The 17,517-nt window shown below is 63.2% G+C and carries 21 protein-coding genes and 1 tRNA gene; 4 read left to right on the top strand and 18 right to left on the bottom strand.

Features of this window, described 5'->3' with window-relative positions; all coding sequences use genetic code 11:
* From rhuM to CQ050_RS30160, 6 genes are all read right to left on the bottom strand, one after another.
* Positions 1–184, bottom strand: a 184-nt coding sequence (rhuM, locus tag CQ050_RS31225) for a RhuM family protein (protein WP_255410209.1), incomplete at its 3' end; no start/stop codon positions are given.
* An 81-nt stretch (positions 185–265) separates the two neighbouring features.
* The gene (locus tag CQ050_RS30180; protein ID WP_199196964.1) at positions 266–976 is read right to left on the bottom strand and encodes an immunity 52 family protein; all 711 of its coding nucleotides are present in this window, start codon (positions 974–976) and stop codon (positions 266–268) included.
* 9 nt (positions 977–985) lie between these two features.
* Entirely contained in the window at positions 986–1,612 is a 627-nt protein-coding gene (locus tag CQ050_RS30175) for a restriction endonuclease fold toxin 5 domain-containing protein (RefSeq protein WP_105560505.1), read from the bottom strand.
* Positions 1,613–1,618: 6 nt separating this feature from the next.
* Positions 1,619–1,975, bottom strand: coding sequence for a hypothetical protein (locus CQ050_RS30170; RefSeq protein WP_105560504.1), 357 nt, complete (start codon positions 1,973–1,975; stop codon positions 1,619–1,621).
* A complete protein-coding gene (locus CQ050_RS30165; protein ID WP_105560503.1) occupies positions 1,965–2,471 on the bottom strand; it encodes a DUF4123 domain-containing protein in 507 nt (168 codons plus the stop codon). The genes CQ050_RS30170 and CQ050_RS30165 overlap by 11 nt, the downstream gene beginning before the upstream one ends.
* Before the next feature lie 4 nt (positions 2,472–2,475).
* Positions 2,476–2,859 carry a PAAR domain-containing protein gene (locus tag CQ050_RS30160; protein WP_105560502.1) on the bottom strand — a complete coding sequence of 128 codons (384 nt, stop codon included), beginning with the start codon at positions 2,857–2,859 and terminating at the stop codon, positions 2,476–2,478.
* 261 nt (positions 2,860–3,120) lie between these two features.
* Between CQ050_RS30160 and CQ050_RS30155 the strand changes: the two genes are divergently transcribed.
* Positions 3,121–4,509: a GntP family permease gene (locus tag CQ050_RS30155; protein WP_105560501.1), complete on the top strand. Its 1,389-nt coding sequence runs from the start codon at positions 3,121–3,123 to the stop codon at positions 4,507–4,509.
* Positions 4,510–4,634: 125 nt separating this feature from the next.
* On the opposite strand, the gene CQ050_RS30150 is transcribed toward CQ050_RS30155, so the two are convergent.
* From CQ050_RS30150 to petA, 6 genes are all read right to left on the bottom strand, one after another.
* A tRNA-Thr gene (locus tag CQ050_RS30150) sits at positions 4,635–4,710 on the bottom strand.
* A 258-nt stretch (positions 4,711–4,968) separates the two neighbouring features.
* The gene (locus CQ050_RS30145; RefSeq protein ID WP_105560500.1) at positions 4,969–5,418 is read right to left on the bottom strand and encodes a ClpXP protease specificity-enhancing factor; all 450 of its coding nucleotides are present in this window, start codon (positions 5,416–5,418) and stop codon (positions 4,969–4,971) included.
* Positions 5,419–5,431: 13 nt separating this feature from the next.
* The gene (locus tag CQ050_RS30140) at positions 5,432–6,043 is read right to left on the bottom strand and encodes a glutathione S-transferase N-terminal domain-containing protein (RefSeq protein ID WP_006224517.1); all 612 of its coding nucleotides are present in this window, start codon (positions 6,041–6,043) and stop codon (positions 5,432–5,434) included.
* Positions 6,044–6,195: 152 nt separating this feature from the next.
* Positions 6,196–7,056 (bottom strand): cytochrome c1, encoded by an 861-nt coding sequence (locus tag CQ050_RS30135; protein ID WP_105560499.1) that lies wholly within the window; start codon positions 7,054–7,056, stop codon positions 6,196–6,198.
* Between the two features lie 24 nt (positions 7,057–7,080).
* Positions 7,081–8,469, bottom strand: a complete 1,389-nt coding sequence (locus CQ050_RS30130; protein ID WP_105560498.1) for a cytochrome bc complex cytochrome b subunit — start codon at positions 8,467–8,469, stop codon at positions 7,081–7,083.
* Between the two features lie 74 nt (positions 8,470–8,543).
* Positions 8,544–9,185, bottom strand: a complete 642-nt coding sequence (gene petA / locus CQ050_RS30125; protein ID WP_105560497.1) for a ubiquinol-cytochrome c reductase iron-sulfur subunit — start codon at positions 9,183–9,185, stop codon at positions 8,544–8,546.
* A 140-nt stretch (positions 9,186–9,325) separates the two neighbouring features.
* On the opposite strand from petA, the gene mscL reads away from it, so the two are divergent.
* The gene (gene mscL / locus CQ050_RS30120) at positions 9,326–9,775 is read left to right on the top strand and encodes a large conductance mechanosensitive channel protein MscL (RefSeq protein ID WP_006224521.1); all 450 of its coding nucleotides are present in this window, start codon (positions 9,326–9,328) and stop codon (positions 9,773–9,775) included.
* 139 nt (positions 9,776–9,914) lie between these two features.
* On the opposite strand, the gene CQ050_RS30115 is transcribed toward mscL, so the two are convergent.
* Positions 9,915–10,676, bottom strand: a complete 762-nt coding sequence (locus tag CQ050_RS30115; RefSeq protein WP_105560496.1) for an aldolase — start codon at positions 10,674–10,676, stop codon at positions 9,915–9,917.
* 145 nt (positions 10,677–10,821) lie between these two features.
* Here CQ050_RS30115 and CQ050_RS30110 point away from each other — a divergent pair, with 145 nt between their 5' ends.
* Complete coding sequence (locus tag CQ050_RS30110) at positions 10,822–11,850, top strand: AraC family transcriptional regulator (protein ID WP_105560495.1); 1,029 nt, start codon at positions 10,822–10,824, stop codon at positions 11,848–11,850.
* A 35-nt stretch (positions 11,851–11,885) separates the two neighbouring features.
* Here the strand turns inward: CQ050_RS30110 and CQ050_RS30105 are convergent, their stop codons facing one another.
* The 3 genes from CQ050_RS30105 to CQ050_RS30095 all read right to left on the bottom strand — a co-directional run bounded on the left by CQ050_RS30105 (position 11,886) and on the right by CQ050_RS30095 (position 14,940).
* Positions 11,886–13,217: an MFS transporter gene (locus CQ050_RS30105; RefSeq protein WP_105560494.1), complete on the bottom strand. Its 1,332-nt coding sequence runs from the start codon at positions 13,215–13,217 to the stop codon at positions 11,886–11,888.
* 51 nt (positions 13,218–13,268) lie between these two features.
* Positions 13,269–13,895, bottom strand: coding sequence for a glutathione S-transferase family protein (locus CQ050_RS30100; RefSeq protein WP_105560493.1), 627 nt, complete (start codon positions 13,893–13,895; stop codon positions 13,269–13,271).
* A gap of 268 nt (positions 13,896–14,163) precedes the next feature.
* Positions 14,164–14,940, bottom strand: a complete 777-nt coding sequence (locus CQ050_RS30095; RefSeq protein WP_105560492.1) for a Nif3-like dinuclear metal center hexameric protein — start codon at positions 14,938–14,940, stop codon at positions 14,164–14,166.
* A gap of 19 nt (positions 14,941–14,959) precedes the next feature.
* Between CQ050_RS30095 and CQ050_RS30090 the strand changes: the two genes are divergently transcribed.
* Positions 14,960–16,126, top strand: coding sequence for a trypsin-like peptidase domain-containing protein (locus tag CQ050_RS30090; RefSeq protein WP_105560491.1), 1,167 nt, complete (start codon positions 14,960–14,962; stop codon positions 16,124–16,126).
* A gap of 4 nt (positions 16,127–16,130) precedes the next feature.
* Here the strand turns inward: CQ050_RS30090 and CQ050_RS30085 are convergent, their stop codons facing one another.
* Entirely contained in the window at positions 16,131–16,532 is a 402-nt protein-coding gene (locus tag CQ050_RS30085; RefSeq protein ID WP_105560490.1) for a helix-turn-helix domain-containing protein, read from the bottom strand.
* A gap of 82 nt (positions 16,533–16,614) precedes the next feature.
* Positions 16,615–17,409 (bottom strand): twin-arginine translocase subunit TatC, encoded by a 795-nt coding sequence (gene tatC / locus CQ050_RS30080; RefSeq protein ID WP_105560489.1) that lies wholly within the window; start codon positions 17,407–17,409, stop codon positions 16,615–16,617.
* Positions 17,410–17,517: the final 108 nt, after the last annotated feature.

The raw sequence follows: 17,517 nt of genomic DNA, 5'->3' as shown, positions 1-17,517 counted from the left end.
GGCGGGGGGCGCGTCTGCGGGGGCGTCCTCGTGCGTTCTCATATTCTGACGTCGCTTTCTGTTTTGCGATGTCGGCCGCAATGTCTCCTGCGCCAACCAGCACGAGGCGCTCGTTGAATCGCAGAATGTCGTCCAGCTTGGTGGTCCATTGCGCCATGGTCATGGCGCGTCGCCGTTCAGCCATTACTTAGGCGAAGTCCCGATAGTGGCTGAGGCGAGATTTCGCTTGCCACGACATAGCGTCTGACCCATGACACATCAGGAGCTATAGGTCAGCGTAGCGGGGCAACAAATCCTGGTCTACCAGGCGCATCTCGATATGGTTCGCCGACTCCACGTGACGGGGATTGTCGAGCGAAAACACCTCATCAGCGACACTGACGATGATGGTGCCAGTCTGCTTCTTTCCCGCAGCGGGGACGGGGATCAGCGCTTGGGCCTCCGGAACTTGCTGCGCAGTAATTACTTGCGGTAGGTACAGCATCCAGCCCACGCCAGGCTTGTCGTCGAAGACCTTTCTTGTGGCATAAGCTTGTGGCTGAACGGAGACATATTGCGGCTGTAGAACGTCGACAATTACCTCGGTAACAGCTGCCATTTTTTCAACAGTTCCGAAGAATGCGTCGTTCATCGTCTCAACATCCAAAGAGTTGGGGAAGAACCCACTGCCCACTTGGATCGATACAGAAATGCCCTCGTCGCGTTCTTGCGCTCCATTCCATATGGCAACGTGCGTCACTGCTGCATCTTTTGCATACCGATGTTTCAACACAGCCAGAATCGCATTCGATGGAGTGTGGGCATCAAAGACAGGATAGAGCAACGCTTCCTCGATGCTATCTCCCTGCGCATACCATCCGGCAGGGTTCTTCGCCTGCTTGTCTATCGCTACGGTTATGGGAAATAGCTTTTCTATTTGCGAGAAGAAATCATCCGAACGTAGTGCGGGCTCTCTAAATTGAGCAGTAATAAGCATAGGTTGCTCTCACGGATAGTAAATAGAGTTCACGCGGTATCGCTGCAATATGGGCAGCATCCGTTCTCTGGTGTGCGGCGTTTGGAAATACCAACGGAGTTTCGTTGGTGGATTGGAATGAACCGCAAAAGCCTGTCGCTCGATGATCTCGGACATTTTTTTGAAGCCCCCGAACCACGGCTCGGATTTTCCATCCTCCCCGATGAACTGATCGTAGTCGCCTTTGGCCTCCTGCAGCAGGCACTCCGCCGATATGAAACCGTCAAAGTCGATATCGAAGGGGGTGTCAAGGGCAACCCCTTTCCAGTTCCATTCATCACTCCACAGGCAGTATTCCGTGTCGTAGCCGTACCCGGTAACCCGAGCTTGGTATGCGTAGGCGTTCCAGTTCACGCCATGCCGGCGCCTAACTTTCATCCCCAGATCTGGCGGGCACTTCTTACACGGCTCCCCGGTTCTTGGCAACGCAGGGGCAGTGGGTTTGGCTTCGCCATCCTCCCGCGGCGTATCGCCCGGCAAAGTGGCAACGCCGCCCAGTACCGCGCCGGCGGCAGCGCTTGCGGCAGCTCGGGCAACCGCTGCCGCAACGGCGTCCGCGATCCAACCTGCTAGGGGAATGACCAACGGTCCTGGCATGTTGCTTTACTCCGGCTTTTGCTGGTCAGTGCCCTGGCGCAACTGCCAGCGCATCACCTGCACGAAATCATGAAATCGTTGATCCGCCGGGCGTCCGGGTTTTTCCATCCAGCGGCGCAAGCCGGGCTGCTTGTAAAACCCTGGCACCAGCGCTTCGGTTCGAAGGAAATCAACCAGATTGGCGTCCTCTTCAATTCCCATGGCGCGCGCGTGTGCCAATGCAGCGGCAAGCCGCTCTGTTAGCCGGGCTGCGGGAAGGCCTGGATAGTCCCGCAGAATGTCGCGCTCGACGGTCTGAACAAAACCCTTTGCGTCAATCGCGCAGAGGCCCTCGACCTGCTCTGGCGTGAGTTCAAGCTGCATGATTCTGATGGATCCTGATGAGGTGCCCGTTGCGCTGGACCAGCCAATCCTGAGCGGGCGCGAAGAGCGCGGCACGTTGAGCGGGGGTCAGCAGTGCGACAATATCCTCCGTGATTCTTGCGTCGTAGTAGCGCAGCAGAGCGGTAGAGCCGCTGGGCAGGCGCACATTTAGTCGCTCACGCAACGCTGCCGCCAGATCGTCTATCGCATAACCGCTGACAATCCAGATGCACCCCATCGTGCCATCGCCCAGCCGCCGCAACGAGGCCATATGAGAATCTCGGTCAGCTGAGCAATCAAGCAGCCAAGGACCAGCATTAGCCAGCGCTTCGTCAGGAGTTCTGTCGAACAATGCGACGCAGGAGGTGGAGCGGAACAACGCTCGATCGGCCGCAACGTCAGCGTATAGCAGTCCGTCAACCAAGCCGTATAGTCGCAAGGGATAAGTCGTCTGCTGCTGACGAGTGAACAGGTATTCCTCTACTTGAGTCGTCACCCTGCTACCCTCGTGCCACGGTCGTGGCGGCAGTGTGTGCGGCGGACTCCAGGCATTCCTGGCAGAGCGTTTCGCTCTGCGATGTTGGGTCGCTAACGGGATTTGACAACCCCTCAGCCTCGCCGATGCGCGCGACTATCTGCGAGGCAATCAATACTGCTCCACATGCGGTACGCATTCCTTCCACGGCGGTGTCGTTACCCATGAAGGAATGATTGCGTCCCGGGTCAGGCAGAATGGGGAAGGCTCCCTTGCATTGTGGGCACATGACCCTGTGCCCCACCAAGGCGATTTCCCGTCCGAGAAGCATCGAGGTCGGGTGCCCTTCTACCACTGTCCCGCCGTGCGAGGTCCGATCTCCTCTTCGGATAATGGCTCGTTCAGACATGTAGCCTCCGTCATCATCGAGGACCAATTTAGCATTCTTAGGCGAATGTCGCTGCCACTGGAAATCCGACTATTTAGATCCCCGGCGCGCCCCCGCGCCCGCATATCAGCGAAGAAGCATGAATTACAGTCATCATGCCGTGGCCGTTGCATTGGATGCTGTGGATTCGGTCCGATATTCGCGAACAGCAGCCGTAAGGTCGATCCCTTATGATGGCCCCCGGAAGGCTCGCGACCTCTCTCGTTTTTTCTGGGTTCATACATGTCATCGTTCGACATTCAATTGCTGCTCACCGCCCTGGTGAGCGTCCTGGTGCTGGTCGCGCTGATTGTTTCGCGCATCCGCATGCACCCGCTGCTGGCGCTGCTGATTGTTTCCATCGGCGTCGGCTTCGCTACGGGCATGGAGCCCGTGGCCATCGTCAAGAACCTGACCGACGGTGCGGGCAAGACCCTGGGCGCCGTCGGCGTGGTGATCGCGCTGGGCGCGATGCTGGGCAAGATTCTGGCGGACTCGGGCACCACCGAACGCCTGGCCAATGCCATCCTGCGCCACACGTCGCCCCGCATGATTCCATGGGCCATGACGCTGGTGGCGTTCGTCATCGGCATCCCGATGTTCTTCGAAGTGGGCCTGGTCGTGATGCTGCCGCTGATCTTCAGCGTGGCGCGCAAGCTGGAGAGCCAGCAGCGCTTCAAAGGCTCTGCCTACGTGTATGTGGGCGTGCCGGTGATTTCCGCGCTGGCGGCCATGCACGGCATGGTTCCCCCGCACCCGGGCCCGCTGACGGCGATCGCCACGTTGAAGACCACCGTCGGCCCGACCATGATCTACGGCTTCATCGCCGCGCTGCCCGCCATGGTCTTCGGCGGCCCGCTGTATGGCGCGTTCATCGCCCGGCGCATGACGACCCGGCCGGACGAAGCCCTGCTTGAGCAGTTCACCACCCCCCGCGAAGCCGCCGCCGGCAACGGCGCGCCCAGCGTGGGCCTGGGGATCCTGGCGGCCCTGCTTCCCGCGCTGCTGATGCTGGTGCATGCCTTGGCCGAAATGCTGCTGCCCAAGGGGTCCAGCGGGCTGCACGTGGCTGCCTTCCTGGGCAACCCGGTGGTCGCCATGCTGCTGGGCGTGCTGTTTGCCGCCGTGACGCTGGTGTTCATGCGCCGCGGCGACGCGGAAAAGCTGCGCGAGGCGCTGGGCCAAAGCCTGAAGCCCATCGCCGGCATCATGCTGATCATCGCCGGTGGCGGGGCCTTCCAGCAGGTGCTGACCAGCGCCAAGGTCGGCGACGCCATCGTCCACCTGACGCACCAGTTCGCCTTCCCGCCGTTGATCCTGGGCTGGCTGATCGCCATGCTGCTGTCGGTGTCCACCGGCTCGGCCACGGTCGGCATCGTGGGCGCGGCCGGCCTGCTGGCGCCGCTGGCGGGCGCCGACCCGATGTTGAACCTGCCGCTGCTGGCGCTGTCGATCGGTTGCGGTTCGTTGTTCTTCAACTACGCCAACCACGCTGGTTTCTGGATGGTGAAGGAATCCTTCGGCATGACGATGGGCGAAGCCACCAGGACGATCTCGGTGGTGCAGTCGATCGTGTCCGTGGTGGGCCTGATCATGGTGCTGCTGTTCAGCATGCTGCCCCCGCTGGGCTGATTGCCCTGAGGCCGGACTCGGCCGTGTTCAAGCCCGTGTAAAAGCAAAAAGCCCAACCGGATGGTTGGGCTTTTTGTTGGGCGCATTTTGCTGGATGCACTTCGCTGGATGCGATGCGATATTCCTGGTGCCGGTGAAAGGAATCGAACCCTCGACCTTCTCATTACAAGTGAGCTGCTCTACCAACTGAGCTACACCGGCACGGCGTGCCAGGGCACGCGCAGGGACTGCATTGTAATGAAAAAACGCCGGCGCCGTGTACGGCCCATGTGCGCCGCCACACCGCGTTCTCCATTGCAGCGGATCACCCCCGCTATGCGGTTTGGAAGCGCACGTAAACGTCGCGCAGCAAAACGCCCTGCGCGGGCAGGATGAACATCCTGCCATGCACAGAAAGCGGGAATCCGTCTGAAATGGCGGGGACATTGCGCCGGGCGCGCCGTCCCCGCGTTGCAGCGGTTATTTGACGATGGTCAGGCGCGGACGCTTGGGTTCGTCGTCATCGCCGCCGTCGTCGCCAGGCGCCACGTCGGCGTCGGTGCTTTCAGGTGCGTCGGCATCCGCCGCGCCTTGCGCACCCGCCGCCGGCGGTTCGTAGGGCTGCACTTCGAAGCCCATGCCGGCGCCGGTTTCGCGCGCGTAGATGGCGCTGACGGCGCCGACGGGGACGTAGACGTTTTCGGTCACGCCGCTGAAGCGGGCCTGGAATTCGATGAATTCATTGCCCAGCACCAGACGGTTGGTGGCCAGCGTGCCCACGTTCAGTGTGATCTGACCGTCACGGACATGCGCGACGGGCACCATGGTGTGCTCGTCGACCTGCACGGTGATGTACGGCGTGTAGCCGTTGTCGGTGCACCATTCATGCAGCGCGCGGATCAGATACGGTTTGGTCGAAGTTTCACCCATCACACAACCAGCCTTAACGACGCATCACTTTTTCCGAAGGCGTCAGCGCTTCGATGTAGGCCGGACGCGAGAAGATGCGTTCGGCGTACTTTTGCAGCGGGGCCGCGTTCTTGGGCAGTTCGATGCCGTAGTGATCCAGGCGCCACAGGAGCGGAGCCACGGCCACGTCCAGCATGGAGAATTCTTCACCCAGCATGTACTTGTTCTTCAGCAGCATGGGAGCCAGCTGGGCCAGGCGGTCGCGGATGTTCTGGCGGGCATGGGCCAGCTTCTTCTCGTCCGGCTTGGCGCTGCGGTCTTCCAGCGTCGAGACGTGAACGAACAGTTCTTTCTCGAAGTTGTAGAGGAACAGACGGGTGCGGGCGCGCATGACCGGGTCGGCGGGCATCAGCTGCGGGTGCGGGAAGCGCTCGTCGATGTACTCGTTGATGATGTTCGACTCGTACAGAACCAGGTCGCGTTCGACCAGAATGGGCACTTGACCGTACGGGTTCATCACCGAGATGTCTTCGGGCTTGTTGTACAGGTCGATGTCGCGGATCTCGAAATCCATACCCTTTTCGAACAACACGAAGCGGCAGCGTTGCGAAAACGGACACGTGGTTCCGGAATAGAGCACCATCATGGTGTAAGTCCTTTATGAAAAACGAAAGGCCAGCGCCTAAATCTAGCAGGCGCTGGCCCCGATTGCCAGGCGGGATAGGCGTACAGCCCTATCCGCCACTGCTGTCCCTTTTTTAAAGGGGGACGGCTTTCATGCCTGGCGGGGCGTTGCGGTTAGCGCACGTGCTTCCAGTACGAAGCGTTCAAGCGCCACGTAACCAGGAAGAACAACAGCAGGAACAACATGACACCGACGCCGATACGGACGCGTAACGTCTGGACGGGCTCGGCCATCCAGGACATGAACGCGGTCAGGTCTGCGACGTCGTTGTCGTATGTTGCGACTTGGGCCGGGTTGGCGGCCTTAAATTTGGCATCAAAGGTGGCATGGCCGTGGTAATCAGCTACCGGTTCGGCCTTGACCGTGGAAAAACCTTGAGCATCGTACACCGTCGTGACGCGTTCCCAGGTTTTGGGTGCGCCTTCCTTGGCGTCCTTGACTTCCACTTCGTGCATGGCCACGGTCGTCAGCTCGCGCGGACCCTGGAGTTCCCAGAGCGCATGGGGCATGCCCACGGCCGGGAAAACCAGGTTGTTCCAACCGGTGGCGCGCGACGAATCGCGGTAGAAAGTGCGCAGGTAGGTGTAGATGTAGTCGGCGCCGGACGGGCCGGCGTTGACCGATTTGGCGCGCGCGATCACGGACAGGTCCGGGGGCGTCGTGCCAAACCACTTCTTGGCGTCCTTGGGCGACATGGCGACCGTCATCATGTCGCCCACCTTTTCGCCGGTGAACAGCAGGCTTTCCTTGATTTGCTGGTCGGTCAGCCCGATGTCCTTCAGCTTGTTATAGCGCATCGACGATGCGCTATGACAGTTCAGGCAGTAGTTGACGAACAGCTTGGCGCCGTTTTGCAGCGACGCCATGTCGTTGACGCGATACGGCGCCTTGTCGAGCGGGAACCCGCCTTCGGCGGCGAATGCGGCGGTACACGTGAGCATCAAGGCCACGGCACCAATCAGCTTCTTGATCATGGTTAGTCCGTTATCTGGTGGGGCTCAGTGGGCGTGGAACGTAACGCGCTCGGGCACGGGCTTGAAAGTGCCAAGGCGGCTCCAGACCGGCATCAGGAAGAAAAATGCCAGGTACAGCAGCGTGCCGATTTGCGACGTGATGTTCAACGGCGGACTGGGCGGCTGCGTACCGATGTAGCCAAGCACCAGGAAGTTGACCATGAAGATGCCGTAGATCCACTTGTGCCACGTGGGGCGGTAGCGGATGGACTTGACCGGCGAATGGTCCAGCCACGGCAGGAAGAACAGGATGACGACCGTGCCGCCCATGGCGACCACACCCCAGAACTTGGCGTCGATCACGCGCAGCAGCACGGCCACGACGATCAGGATGCCGGGGATGGCCACGCGCAGGATGCCCTTCAGGTTGCTCTTGACGAGCAACGCGATGGCGCCCAGCACCGATGCGCCTGCCAGTACCCACGTGAATTCGTCGGTGGTGGCGCGAAGCATCGAGTAGAACGGCGTGAAGTACCAGACCGGCGCGATGTGCGGCGGCGTCTTCAGCGAGTCGGCGGGGATGAAGTTGTTGAACTCCAGGAAGTACCCGCCCATTTCCGGCGCGAAGAACACGATGAAGGCGAACACGAGCAGGAAGCCCGCCACGCCCATCAGGTCATGCACCGAGTAGAACGGGTGGAACGGGATGCCATCCTTCGGCCGGCCGTACTTGTCTTTCGGCCCCTGCTTGATCTCGATGCCGTCCGGGTTGTTCGAGCCGACTTCGTGCAGCGCCACCAGGTGGGCCGCCACCAGGCCGACCAGCACCAGCGGAATCGCGATGACGTGGAAGGCGAAGAAGCGGTTCAGGGTGGCGTCCGACACGACGTAGTCGCCGCGGATCCAGATCGACAGTTCAGGGCCGATGAACGGAATGGCCGCGAACAGGTTCACGATCACCTGGGCGCCCCAATACGACATCTGGCCCCACGGGAGCAGGTAGCCGAAGAAAGCTTCGGCCATCAGACAGAGGAAAATCGCCACGCCGAAGATCCACACGAGCTCGCGCGGCTTGCGGTAGGAACCGTAAAGCAGCCCGCGCAGCATGTGCAGGTACACGACGACGAAGAACATCGACGCGCCGGTGGAGTGCATGTAGCGCACCAGCCAGCCCCATGGGACCTCGCGCATGATGTATTCGACGGACTGGAACGCGCGTTCAGCGTCCGGCTTGTAATGCATGACCAGGAAAATGCCGGTCACGATCTGCAGCACCAGGACCAATAAGGCCAAGGAGCCAAAGAAATACCAAAAGTTGAAATTCTTCGGTGCGTAGTACTCGGACAGATGGGCTTTCCAGGTGGATGTCACCGGAAAGCGCCGGTCCAGCCAGCCCAACAGGCCTGTCGTCTCGACGGTTTTCTCGCCAGCCATGTAACGGCTCCTTCTCTAATACGTGGCGTATTTGTTTTACTTACGTAATTCGGGAAAAAAGCGCGACGCGAGCGTCAGGCCTTGTTGTCTTCATCGACGCCCACGATGATGCGGGTGTCGCTGAGATATTGGTAAGGCGGTACTTCGAGGTTGTCGGGGGCGGGCTTGTTCTTGTAGACCCGGCCGGCCAAGTCGAACGTGGAGCCGTGGCAGGGACAGAGGAATCCGCCTTGCCAATTGGCGCCCATGCCGCCACCGCCGCCCGTTTCGAAGTGCGAGGTGGGCGAGCAGCCCAGGTGCGTACAGATGCCGACACAGACGAAGATCTCGGGCTTGCGCGAACGAGCCTCGTTTTCGGCGTATTTGGGAGTGAAGCCAGGCCGCTTGGAATCAGGGTCGGCCAGTAAAGGGTCCAGCGTTTTCAGGGAGGCGAGCTGTTCGGGAGAACGGTGAATGATCCACACCGGCTTCCCACGCCATTCCACTGTCTTCATGGTGCCGACGGGGATGTCGCCGATATCCACTTCTACAGGGGCCCCGGCCGCGCGGGCCTTTTCAGAGGGAGAAAATGTGCTCACAAGCGGCAATGCCGTTGCGACACCTGCTACGCCACCCACGGCACAGGCGGTGGTAACCCAGAAACGTCGCGAAGGATCAGGTGGCAGGTTGGGATCAACCGCACCGTCATCATCGTGCACCAGCGTATCCTGACTCATCTTCCTATCCTTGTTGATGCGCCCGCTCTACGAGTAGCATCACTTCTGCGGCATCGGGTTCGCGGGAATATGTAACAACATAGCAACCGCGTATTATAGCGCCAGCCCACTGATGGGCGTATCACGAAGGGAGTGCTTTTATGAGCAAAGCGACTGGTTTCGTCAAAGAATTCCGAGATTTCGCGGTAAAAGGCAATGCGGTTGACTTGGCAGTGGGTGTCATTATCGGTGCGGCGTTCGGCAGAATCGTCGACTCGCTGGTGAAAGACATCGTCATGCCGCTGGTCAACTTCATCCTTGGCGGCTCGGTCGACTTTTCGAACAAGTTCCTGGTGCTATCCATGCCCGCCGGCTACAACGGCCCCATGACGTATGCCGACCTGACCAAGGCCGGCGCAAACGTCTTCGCGTGGGGTAATTTCGTCACCATCATCATCAACTTCGTGCTGTTGGCGTTCGTGATCTTCTGGATGGTCAAGGCCATCTACAAGGCGCGCACCAAGGCCGAGGAAGCGCCGGCCGCACCGGCCGCGACGCCCGAAGACGTGGCGCTGCTGCGCGAAATCCGCGATCTGCTCAAAAAGCCCTGATTCGCTGCTTGCCGCAAGCTCGTGATCCGCACGGATCCGGGCCGCGGCTGGCGGACGTTCCCGCCGGCGCGGGGTCCGCGTGTTTTCGCGCACGCCGGCCCCCGCAGAACGATCCGCTGCTTGTTGTCTCTCGTTTGCCCTAGTCCGCTGCCATTTGCCGTTCGACGCGACGCGCGAACATGGCGAAGCTTGCGTGCACGATGCTGGGCTTTAGCAGGAAGTCGTGCGATTCGGCGGCCAGCTCGTCATTCACCGGTTTCACTTCGCCGTACGCGGCGGCGGCCAGCAGCTGATTGCGGGCCGCGCGTTCGATCAGCACCGACAGGTACAGCGCTTCTTCCACGCACGATCCGGCGGCCAGGAAACCATGGTTGGCCAGCAGGATGCAGCGCTTGTCGCCCAGCGCCGCCGAAATGATCTCGCCTTCCTGATCGGCGATGGGCAGCCCGGGCCATTCCTTCAGATGGGCGCAATCGTTGTGGAACGGCGTGGCGTCCATGTGCGCGACGACCAGCGGCTGGCCCGTCATCGACAGCGTCGAGACATGCGGCGGGTGCGTGTGGATGATGCATTGCACGTCGGGGCGCTGGCGATACACCCAGAAATGAAAGCGCACGGCGGGGTTGGGCGTGCCCCCGCCATCAAGCACTTCCATGCCGTCGTTGATGCGGATGACCGAGGACGGCACGATTTCGTCGAACGCCTGGGCCATGGGCGTGGTCAGGAACGTGCCGTCGGCGTTGCGCACCGTGATCTGGCCGGCCAGGGTTTCCGAATGGCCTTCGCTGGCGAGAATGCGGCAGCTTAGCGCCACTTTTTCCTTCTCGTCCCAGTTTCCGAAGTCGAGCTTGTTCGCGGAGCGCGCAAAGAAGGCGTCGGCATGGGCTTGTTTTTCCAGCATGGGGTCTCCTTGGGGATAATGGCTCAATTACACGCCCGCCTCCACGGCCTGCGATTGACCGATCACGAACGCGGGTTGACTCAATGCGACAGGACGGCATGCACTTCCCGGCCCGGGGTGGCCGGCCCGACAGAGAGCTTCGAACATGCCAAGCGCCAGCCCGACCGTGAATCGACCCGCCCGGCCCGCCTGTTCCGAGGCGGATCTCAACTTTGCGCCCCAGTTCCGGCCGTTCTACGCGCAGGAGATCGCCGGCTATGAGCGCGAGCTGGACAAGCTGGTCCTGCCGGGAGAGTTCCGGGCGTTGACGGAACAGCCCCGGCTGCAATTGCAGGCCTGCCGGCTGCGCGCGGGCGGACTGGTGGTCAGCCTGGAGTCCACGCCGATAAGCGTGCACCACCGCGCCGAGCATGCGGCCGATCTGGACCATGCGGAGTTCCTGGCGAGCTTCGTGATCGCCGGGCATGGCGTCATTGTCCAGAATGACGCCACCCTGCCGCTGGAACCGGGAGACATCATTTTCCGCACGACCGCACTGCCCTCCGACATCCGGATGTACACCGATTCGCGGATCGTGGTGGTGAAGGGGCCGTTGTCGCGCCTGCTCGGCGCGCACAGCTTGGCGATGTCCCAGTTCACCGCGCAACGTGGCGCGGCCGGTTTGCCGATGGTGCAGACTGCCCATCGCTGCTTGCATCACGTGTTCTTCGACAAGGTGGAGTCCAATCCTACGTCGTCGCTGTTTGCCGAGCAGGCGCTGCTTGCGCTGTTGGCTTCGATATACACCAGCCAGGCGTTGGAGAAGATACCGGGCGATGCGCGGGCGCCTGCGGACAACTGGCAGGTGCTGGCGAGCTACATCGATGCCCACATCACGGATCCGGAGCTGTCGGTGCAGGCGGTGGCGGACGTGCTGCGCGTCACGACGCGCTGGGTGCATCGGTTGTTCAAGACGCGTTCGCTGCAATACACGAGCTATGTGCGCGAACGCCGGCTGCAACTGGCCAGGGAAGCGCTGGAAGACCCGCGGCGGTCGCACGTCGAGGTCAAAGAGATCGCTGCCTCTTGCGGTTTTCAGCACGCCAGCCATTTCATCCGCCGTTTCCATGAACGCTTCGGCATGTCGCCCGCGCTGTATCGCAAGACGGCCAGAGGCGGCAGCGGCGGCGCGTAGATCCGCGCCGCCCGCTCATCGGCCGGTGCCGCGCATCAGCCCCGGCGCAAGTCCTGGGGCGTGGGTTTCATGAGAAACGCCGAGGTGCCGGCAACGATACCCAGAACCGCCAGGTAGACGCCGACGGGAACAATGCTGTCGAACTTCTGGACCAGCGTGGCCGAAATCAACGGCGCCAGCCCGCCGCCGATGGCCGCCGAGAACTGGACCCCGATGGACAGCCCGGAATAGCGCAGCTCGGCAGGGAACTGGGCGCTGTAGAGGCTGGACTGAGGGGCGATCATGATCGCGTAGTTGAAGGCCATGGCGACGAAGACGGCAAGGCTGTATGCCAGCAGCGAGCCGCTGCCCACCGCGAGAAAGATGGGAATGGCCATGAGCCCCAGGATCATGCCGCCCCAGCCGCAGACCCGGCGGGCTCCGATGCGATCGGCCAGCATGCCGAACAGTGGAATGGTGAACATCAGCACGCCAGCGCCGTAGAGCAAGGCGTGCAGCGCGTCGGCGCGGCTGAAGCCCAGCTTGGACACGGCGTAGGACACCGAGAACACCAGGAAGGTGTAGATCAGCGTGACTTCGGCAATCTTGCAGCCGATGCACAGCAAGAGCGATTTGCCGTGCGCGCGCAGCAGCTCACGCAGGGGCATTTTGTCTTCCAGCGGTTGCCTGGCCTGCGCGCGCTCGCGCTTGACGCGCTCGAACTCGGGGGATTCGTCGATGCCGTGGCGGATGAACAGGCCCACGACAATGAGTACGGCGCTGGCCAGGAACGGCAGGCGCCAGCCCCAGGACAGAAAGTCTTCTTCCGGCAGCCGCGTCACCAGCGCGAAGGACCCCACCGACAACAGGATGCCCAAGGGCGCACCCACCAGCGGCAGGCTGCCGAAGAACGCCTTCCACTTTGGCGGCGCATGCTCGACCGCCATCAGCATGGCGCCGCCCATTTCTCCGCCGAACGACAGCCCCTGGCCGATGCGCAGCACCACCAGCAGCACGGCGGCCGAGATGCCGATCTGTTCGTAGGTCGGCAGCAGGCCGATGAGCACGGTGCACAGGCCCATCAGCAGCAGGCTCAGCGTCAGCATGGATTTGCGGCCGACGCGATCGCCGAAGTGGCCGAACAGGATGCCGCCGATGGGACGCGCCAGCATGCCGCTGGCGAATGCGCCAAAGGCCGCCAGCGTGCCAGTCACCGGATCGAATTGCGGAAAGAAGATCTTGTTGAAAACCAGGGCCGCGGCGGTTCCGTAGGCGAGGAAGTCGAAGGCCTCCACCGCGGTGCCGATGACGGTCGCGACGGCGACCCGGAACAGGTTCGGTTTCTTGTGTGATCGGGCAGCAGGCTGCGCGGCGGGTATGGCGTCCATGTGGTTTCCTCTTGTCTTGTCGTAATGGTTTTGTGTCGTTGCGCGCCAGGTTCAGGTGCCTGGCGTCACGTATCCCGGCAACTGCCGTATGCGTTCGCGCCATGCCGCCATGGCGGGATAGGCGGCGACGTCGATGGCGGCTTCTTCGGCCAGCGCCGCGTAGCCGTAGCAGGCGATGTCGGCCACGGTGGGCGCGTCGGCACCGGCCAGCCACCTATGTTCCGAAAGGCGCTTGTCCATGCCGCGCAGGACGCGGTCCGTGCGGGCTTGCATGCCCGGGATGTCGAGCAGCGCCTCACTCACGCCCAGGTGGTGGGCGGCCTCGGCGTGGCTCACCACGCGGGTCAAGCGCAGCGGTTGCAGGCTGTTTGCGATTTCGTTGGCGGATACCGATAGCCAGGCGTGCATGGCGCCGATGCGGGGCAAAGGCGCCAGCCACTCGGGCGCGTAGTGGTGCGCAAGGTGCAGCAGGATGGCGTGGCTGTCCCAGACGGTGATGTCGCCATCGGTCATCGCGGGGACCTGCTGAAAGGCGCTGATGCGCTCGAACGCCGCGGTCTGGTTCTTGCGGGCCAGCACGTCGACAAAGGTGCTTTGGCAGGCCTTGCCGATGAGGGCAAGAAATAGGCGGACCTTGTAGCAGTTGCCAGAGCTCGGGTGGTCGTAGAGGGTCAGCATGCAGTGGCTCCGTAGGAGGCCCGGCCGGGAGGGGGCCGGCGACGGGCAACTGCATGGAATGCTAGGGCGGGGGCCGTCAGCCAGAATTGACAGGGAGAGAACCGCGATTGACCAGACGCGACGCACAGGCGCGGGTTTGATCAGACCCTCTGGTTTTCCCGGAGCCGGGTCCGGCCGATTCGCGGAGTGCCTGGCGCACGTGGCGGCGGCATCGTGAAATGAAAACGCCCCCTTTCGGGGGCGGATGGGAGGTCGTGGGCAGCGTGTTCTATGCCGGGTTGTCGATGTCGACGAATTCGACCTTGATCCCGAAGCGTTCGGCCACGGCCTGGCCCAGCGCTTCTGCGCCATAGCGCTCGGTTGCGTGATGGCCGGCGGCGATGAAACCCACGCCGGTCTCACGCGCCAGGTGCACGGTGGATTCCGACACCTCGCCGGTGATGTAGGCGCTGGCGCCCGCGTCCACCGCGTCGGCCAGCATGCCTTGCGCGCCGCCCGTGCACCAGGCCACGCGCGACACGGGCTGGTCCGGGTCGCCCACGACCAGGGGTTGGCGGCCCAGGCGTTCGGCCACACGCGCGCCTAGTTGCGCAAGCGTTTGCAGGCCGGGGGCCTGGCCCAGCCAGACCAGGTTGTCCTGGCCACAGGTGAGCGGCGAGCCGTCGTCCCGGCGCGCCGGCGTCAGGCCCAGCACCCGGGCCAGTTGCGCGTTGTTGCCCAGCGTCGGGTGCGCATCCAGCGGCAAGTGGTAGGCGTACAGGTTCAGGTCGTTCTTCAGGGCCAGCGCCATGCGCGTGCGGCGGGTGCCGATGACGCGGCGGTCTTCGTTGCGCCACATCCAGCCGTGATGCACCAGCACCGCGTCGGCCCCGCGTTCGACCGCCGTGCGCAGCAGGGCTTCGCTGGCGGTGACACCGGTGATAATGTGTCCGACTTCGGATCGGCCCTCCACTTGCAAGCCGTTGGGGCAGTAGTCCTTGAAGCGGGCGGCTTGCAAGGTGTCGTCCAGCCAGCTGGCCAGCACGTGGGAGTCCACTTTTTTCATTGCTCGTCCTATCAAAATCATGCGCCGATATTGGCTGATATTCGCTCAGGCCGTCACGGTCTGCCTGGCTATTCTATTCGTGGTCACCACCCTGCGGCCCGACCTGCTGCGTCTGGCCGGCCCGGGGGCCGCGCCGCCTGCCGTGGCGGCGGCCGGCGCACCACGCCCGCCTGCGGGCAGCGGCGTCGGGCCGGTGTCCTATGCCGACGGCGTCGCTCGCGCGGCGCCGTCCGTCGTGAACGTCTACACCACCAAGCACGTCAACGTGCCGCTGATCCCGCTGCCCGACGATCCCGTGCTGCGCCAGCTATTCGGCCAGATGCCGGGCGTCAGCCGGCGGCAGGCCACGACCAGCCTGGGGTCCGGCGTCATCGTGAACCAGGACGGCCATGTGCTGACGAACTACCACGTGGTGCAGGCGGCGGACGCCATCGAGGTCGCGTTGGCCGACGGCCGCCGCGATACCGCCAAGGTCGTGGGCGCGGACCCCGATACCGATCTGGCCGTGTTGAAGCTGAGCACGTTGCGCGCCTTGCCCGCGGCCACGTTGGCAGCCGACCGAGGCTTGCGCGTGGGCGACGTGGTGCTGGCCATCGGCAACCCGTTCGGCGTGGGGCAGACCACCACCCAGGGCATCGTGTCGGCGCTGGGCCGCAATGGGCTGGGCCTGAACACGTACGAGAATTTCATCCAGACCGACGCCGCGATCAACCCGGGTAACTCGGGGGGCGCGCTGGTGGACGCCGAAGGCAATCTGGTCGGCATCAACACGGCCATCTATTCGGAATCGGGCGGGTCGATGGGCATCGGCTTCGCCACGCCTATCGAGATCGCGCGCAAGGTCATGGACGACATCGTCAAGACTGGCGGCGTCAAGCGCGGCTGGCTGGGCGTGGAGCCGCAGGATGTCACGCCCGAACTGGCTCGCGCCTTCGGGCTGGGCGCCGACGCGAAAGGCGCGATCATCGCGGGCGTGATGCGAGACGGTCCGGCGGCGCGCGGTGGCCTGCGCGTGGGCGACATCGTGCAGTCGGTCAATGGCAAACCCATGGCCGACACGGCCCAGTTGCTGTCGGAAATCGCGCAACAGCCTCCCGGCCAGCGCGCGACGCTGGGCATTTTGCGCGCGGGCAAGCCGCAGGACGTGTCCGTCGTGGTGGGCACGCGGCCCGGAAAGCCCCGCTAGCCCTTCAAGGGACGTGCGCGGCGCCCTCCACCAACAGCCGCACCATCGACAGCACGGTTTTTTTGGTGCTGTCGGGTTGCTGGCGCAGCAGGGCGCAGATTTCAGCGCAGTAGCCGTCGATCACGGGCGCGGTGGCCGGCATGACGGGCAGCACGCCCGTGCTGGAGGGCACGCCGTGGGGACCGGGTTCGGTGCCGCTGAGCACGCCGTCCGTCAGCCACGGCACGCTGGTTTCAAGCGCGACGGCCAGGCGTAGCAGCGTACCGCGGGACGGCGAGTAGCGGTCTTCGCGGGTAAGAATGCGATGGATGCAGGATTGCGGCACGCGGGAGATGCGTGCCAGTTGATTCTGGCTGTGGATGCCGCGCCACCGCATCAGGGCGCGCAGCCTTTGGGCAAGCGACATACCTGCAATGTAGGATTGCAGGCATGTGCGGGCAAGAGTCAATCAGTCCTATCTTGCCCGGCCATCCACGCCAGCGGCGGGATCAGTGCCGTTCGGTCAGGGAATCCGTGGCGTCGTCGGCCGGGGCCGCGTCTGGTTTGGGCGACACCATCCGGGCGCAGATCAGGCCCACTTCATAGAGCAGGCACAGCGGCACCGCCAACATGAATTGGCTGACCACGTCGGGCGGCGTGACCACCGCGGCGATGATGAAGGCGCCGACCACGACATAGCCGCGCGCGGCGCGCAGCTTGGACAATTCGACAATGCCCGTCTTCACCAGCAGCACCACGGCCACGGGCACCTCGAACGTGATGCCGAAGGCCATGAACATCGTCATGACGAAGCTCAGGTAGGCCTCGATGTCCGGCGCCGGCGTGATGGATTGCGGTGCGAAGGTGGCGATGAAGTGGAAGACCGTGCGGAACACCACGAAATAGCAAAATGCCATGCCCGCGATGAACAGGAACGTGCTTGAGATGATCAGCGGCAGCGCCAGGCGTTTTTCGTGCCGGTACAGGCCGGGCGCGACGAAAGCCCAGGCCTGGTACAGCACGACCGGCAGCGCCACGATGAAGGCGGCCATCATCGTGACCTTGACCGGCACCATGAACGGCGTGATGACGCCCGTGGCGATCATGCGGGTGCCTTCGGGCAGCGAAGCCAGCATGGGCGCGGCCAGCACGTCATAGATGGCGGACGCGCCGGGGTAGATGAACAATACGATGAACACGGCCACGACGGCGCCGACGGCGCGCAGCAGGCGAGTGCGCAATTCGACCAGGTGGGAGATGAAGGTCTCTTGCTGGCCTTCTTCTTGGGAGGCGTCCTGGGTCACGTCGGTGTTCCAGAGGGCGTGACGGGCTTGGCGGCGGGCGCGGCGTCGTCGGCCTTGGGCGCGCGGGGCGCCGCCCCCGGCCAGTACCGCAACGCGCGCCGCCAGCAC

This window comes from Achromobacter sp. MYb9 (genome assembly GCF_002975275.1).
GTDB lineage: Bacteria > Pseudomonadota > Gammaproteobacteria > Burkholderiales > Burkholderiaceae_B > Achromobacter.
This window is presented reverse-complemented; position numbering and strand designations above follow the sequence as displayed.

Excerpts from the sequence above, each read along its gene's own strand:
- CQ050_RS30180 (WP_199196964.1), bottom strand. The coding sequence starts at position 976 with ATGCTTATTACTGCTCAATTTAGAGAGCCCGCACTACGTTCGGATGAT.
- CQ050_RS30175 (WP_105560505.1), bottom strand. The coding sequence starts at position 1,612 with ATGCCAGGACCGTTGGTCATTCCCCTAGCAGGTTGGATCGCGGACGCC.
- CQ050_RS30170 (WP_105560504.1), bottom strand. The coding sequence starts at position 1,975 with ATGCAGCTTGAACTCACGCCAGAGCAGGTCGAGGGCCTCTGCGCGATT.
- CQ050_RS30160 (WP_105560502.1), bottom strand. The coding sequence starts at position 2,859 with ATGTCTGAACGAGCCATTATCCGAAGAGGAGATCGGACCTCGCACGGC.
- CQ050_RS30155 (WP_105560501.1), top strand. The coding sequence starts at position 3,121 with ATGTCATCGTTCGACATTCAATTGCTGCTCACCGCCCTGGTGAGCGTC.
- CQ050_RS30145 (WP_105560500.1), bottom strand. The coding sequence starts at position 5,418 with ATGGGTGAAACTTCGACCAAACCGTATCTGATCCGCGCGCTGCATGAA.
- CQ050_RS30140 (WP_006224517.1), bottom strand. The coding sequence starts at position 6,043 with ATGATGGTGCTCTATTCCGGAACCACGTGTCCGTTTTCGCAACGCTGC.
- CQ050_RS30135 (WP_105560499.1), bottom strand. The coding sequence starts at position 7,056 with ATGATCAAGAAGCTGATTGGTGCCGTGGCCTTGATGCTCACGTGTACC.
- CQ050_RS30130 (WP_105560498.1), bottom strand. The coding sequence starts at position 8,469 with ATGGCTGGCGAGAAAACCGTCGAGACGACAGGCCTGTTGGGCTGGCTG.
- petA (WP_105560497.1), bottom strand. The coding sequence starts at position 9,185 with ATGAGTCAGGATACGCTGGTGCACGATGATGACGGTGCGGTTGATCCC.
- mscL (WP_006224521.1), top strand. The coding sequence starts at position 9,326 with ATGAGCAAAGCGACTGGTTTCGTCAAAGAATTCCGAGATTTCGCGGTA.
- CQ050_RS30115 (WP_105560496.1), bottom strand. The coding sequence starts at position 10,676 with ATGCTGGAAAAACAAGCCCATGCCGACGCCTTCTTTGCGCGCTCCGCG.
- CQ050_RS30110 (WP_105560495.1), top strand. The coding sequence starts at position 10,822 with ATGCCAAGCGCCAGCCCGACCGTGAATCGACCCGCCCGGCCCGCCTGT.
- CQ050_RS30105 (WP_105560494.1), bottom strand. The coding sequence starts at position 13,217 with ATGGACGCCATACCCGCCGCGCAGCCTGCTGCCCGATCACACAAGAAA.
- CQ050_RS30100 (WP_105560493.1), bottom strand. The coding sequence starts at position 13,895 with ATGCTGACCCTCTACGACCACCCGAGCTCTGGCAACTGCTACAAGGTC.
- CQ050_RS30095 (WP_105560492.1), bottom strand. The coding sequence starts at position 14,940 with ATGAAAAAAGTGGACTCCCACGTGCTGGCCAGCTGGCTGGACGACACC.
- CQ050_RS30090 (WP_105560491.1), top strand. The coding sequence starts at position 14,960 with ATGCGCCGATATTGGCTGATATTCGCTCAGGCCGTCACGGTCTGCCTG.
- CQ050_RS30085 (WP_105560490.1), bottom strand. The coding sequence starts at position 16,532 with ATGTCGCTTGCCCAAAGGCTGCGCGCCCTGATGCGGTGGCGCGGCATC.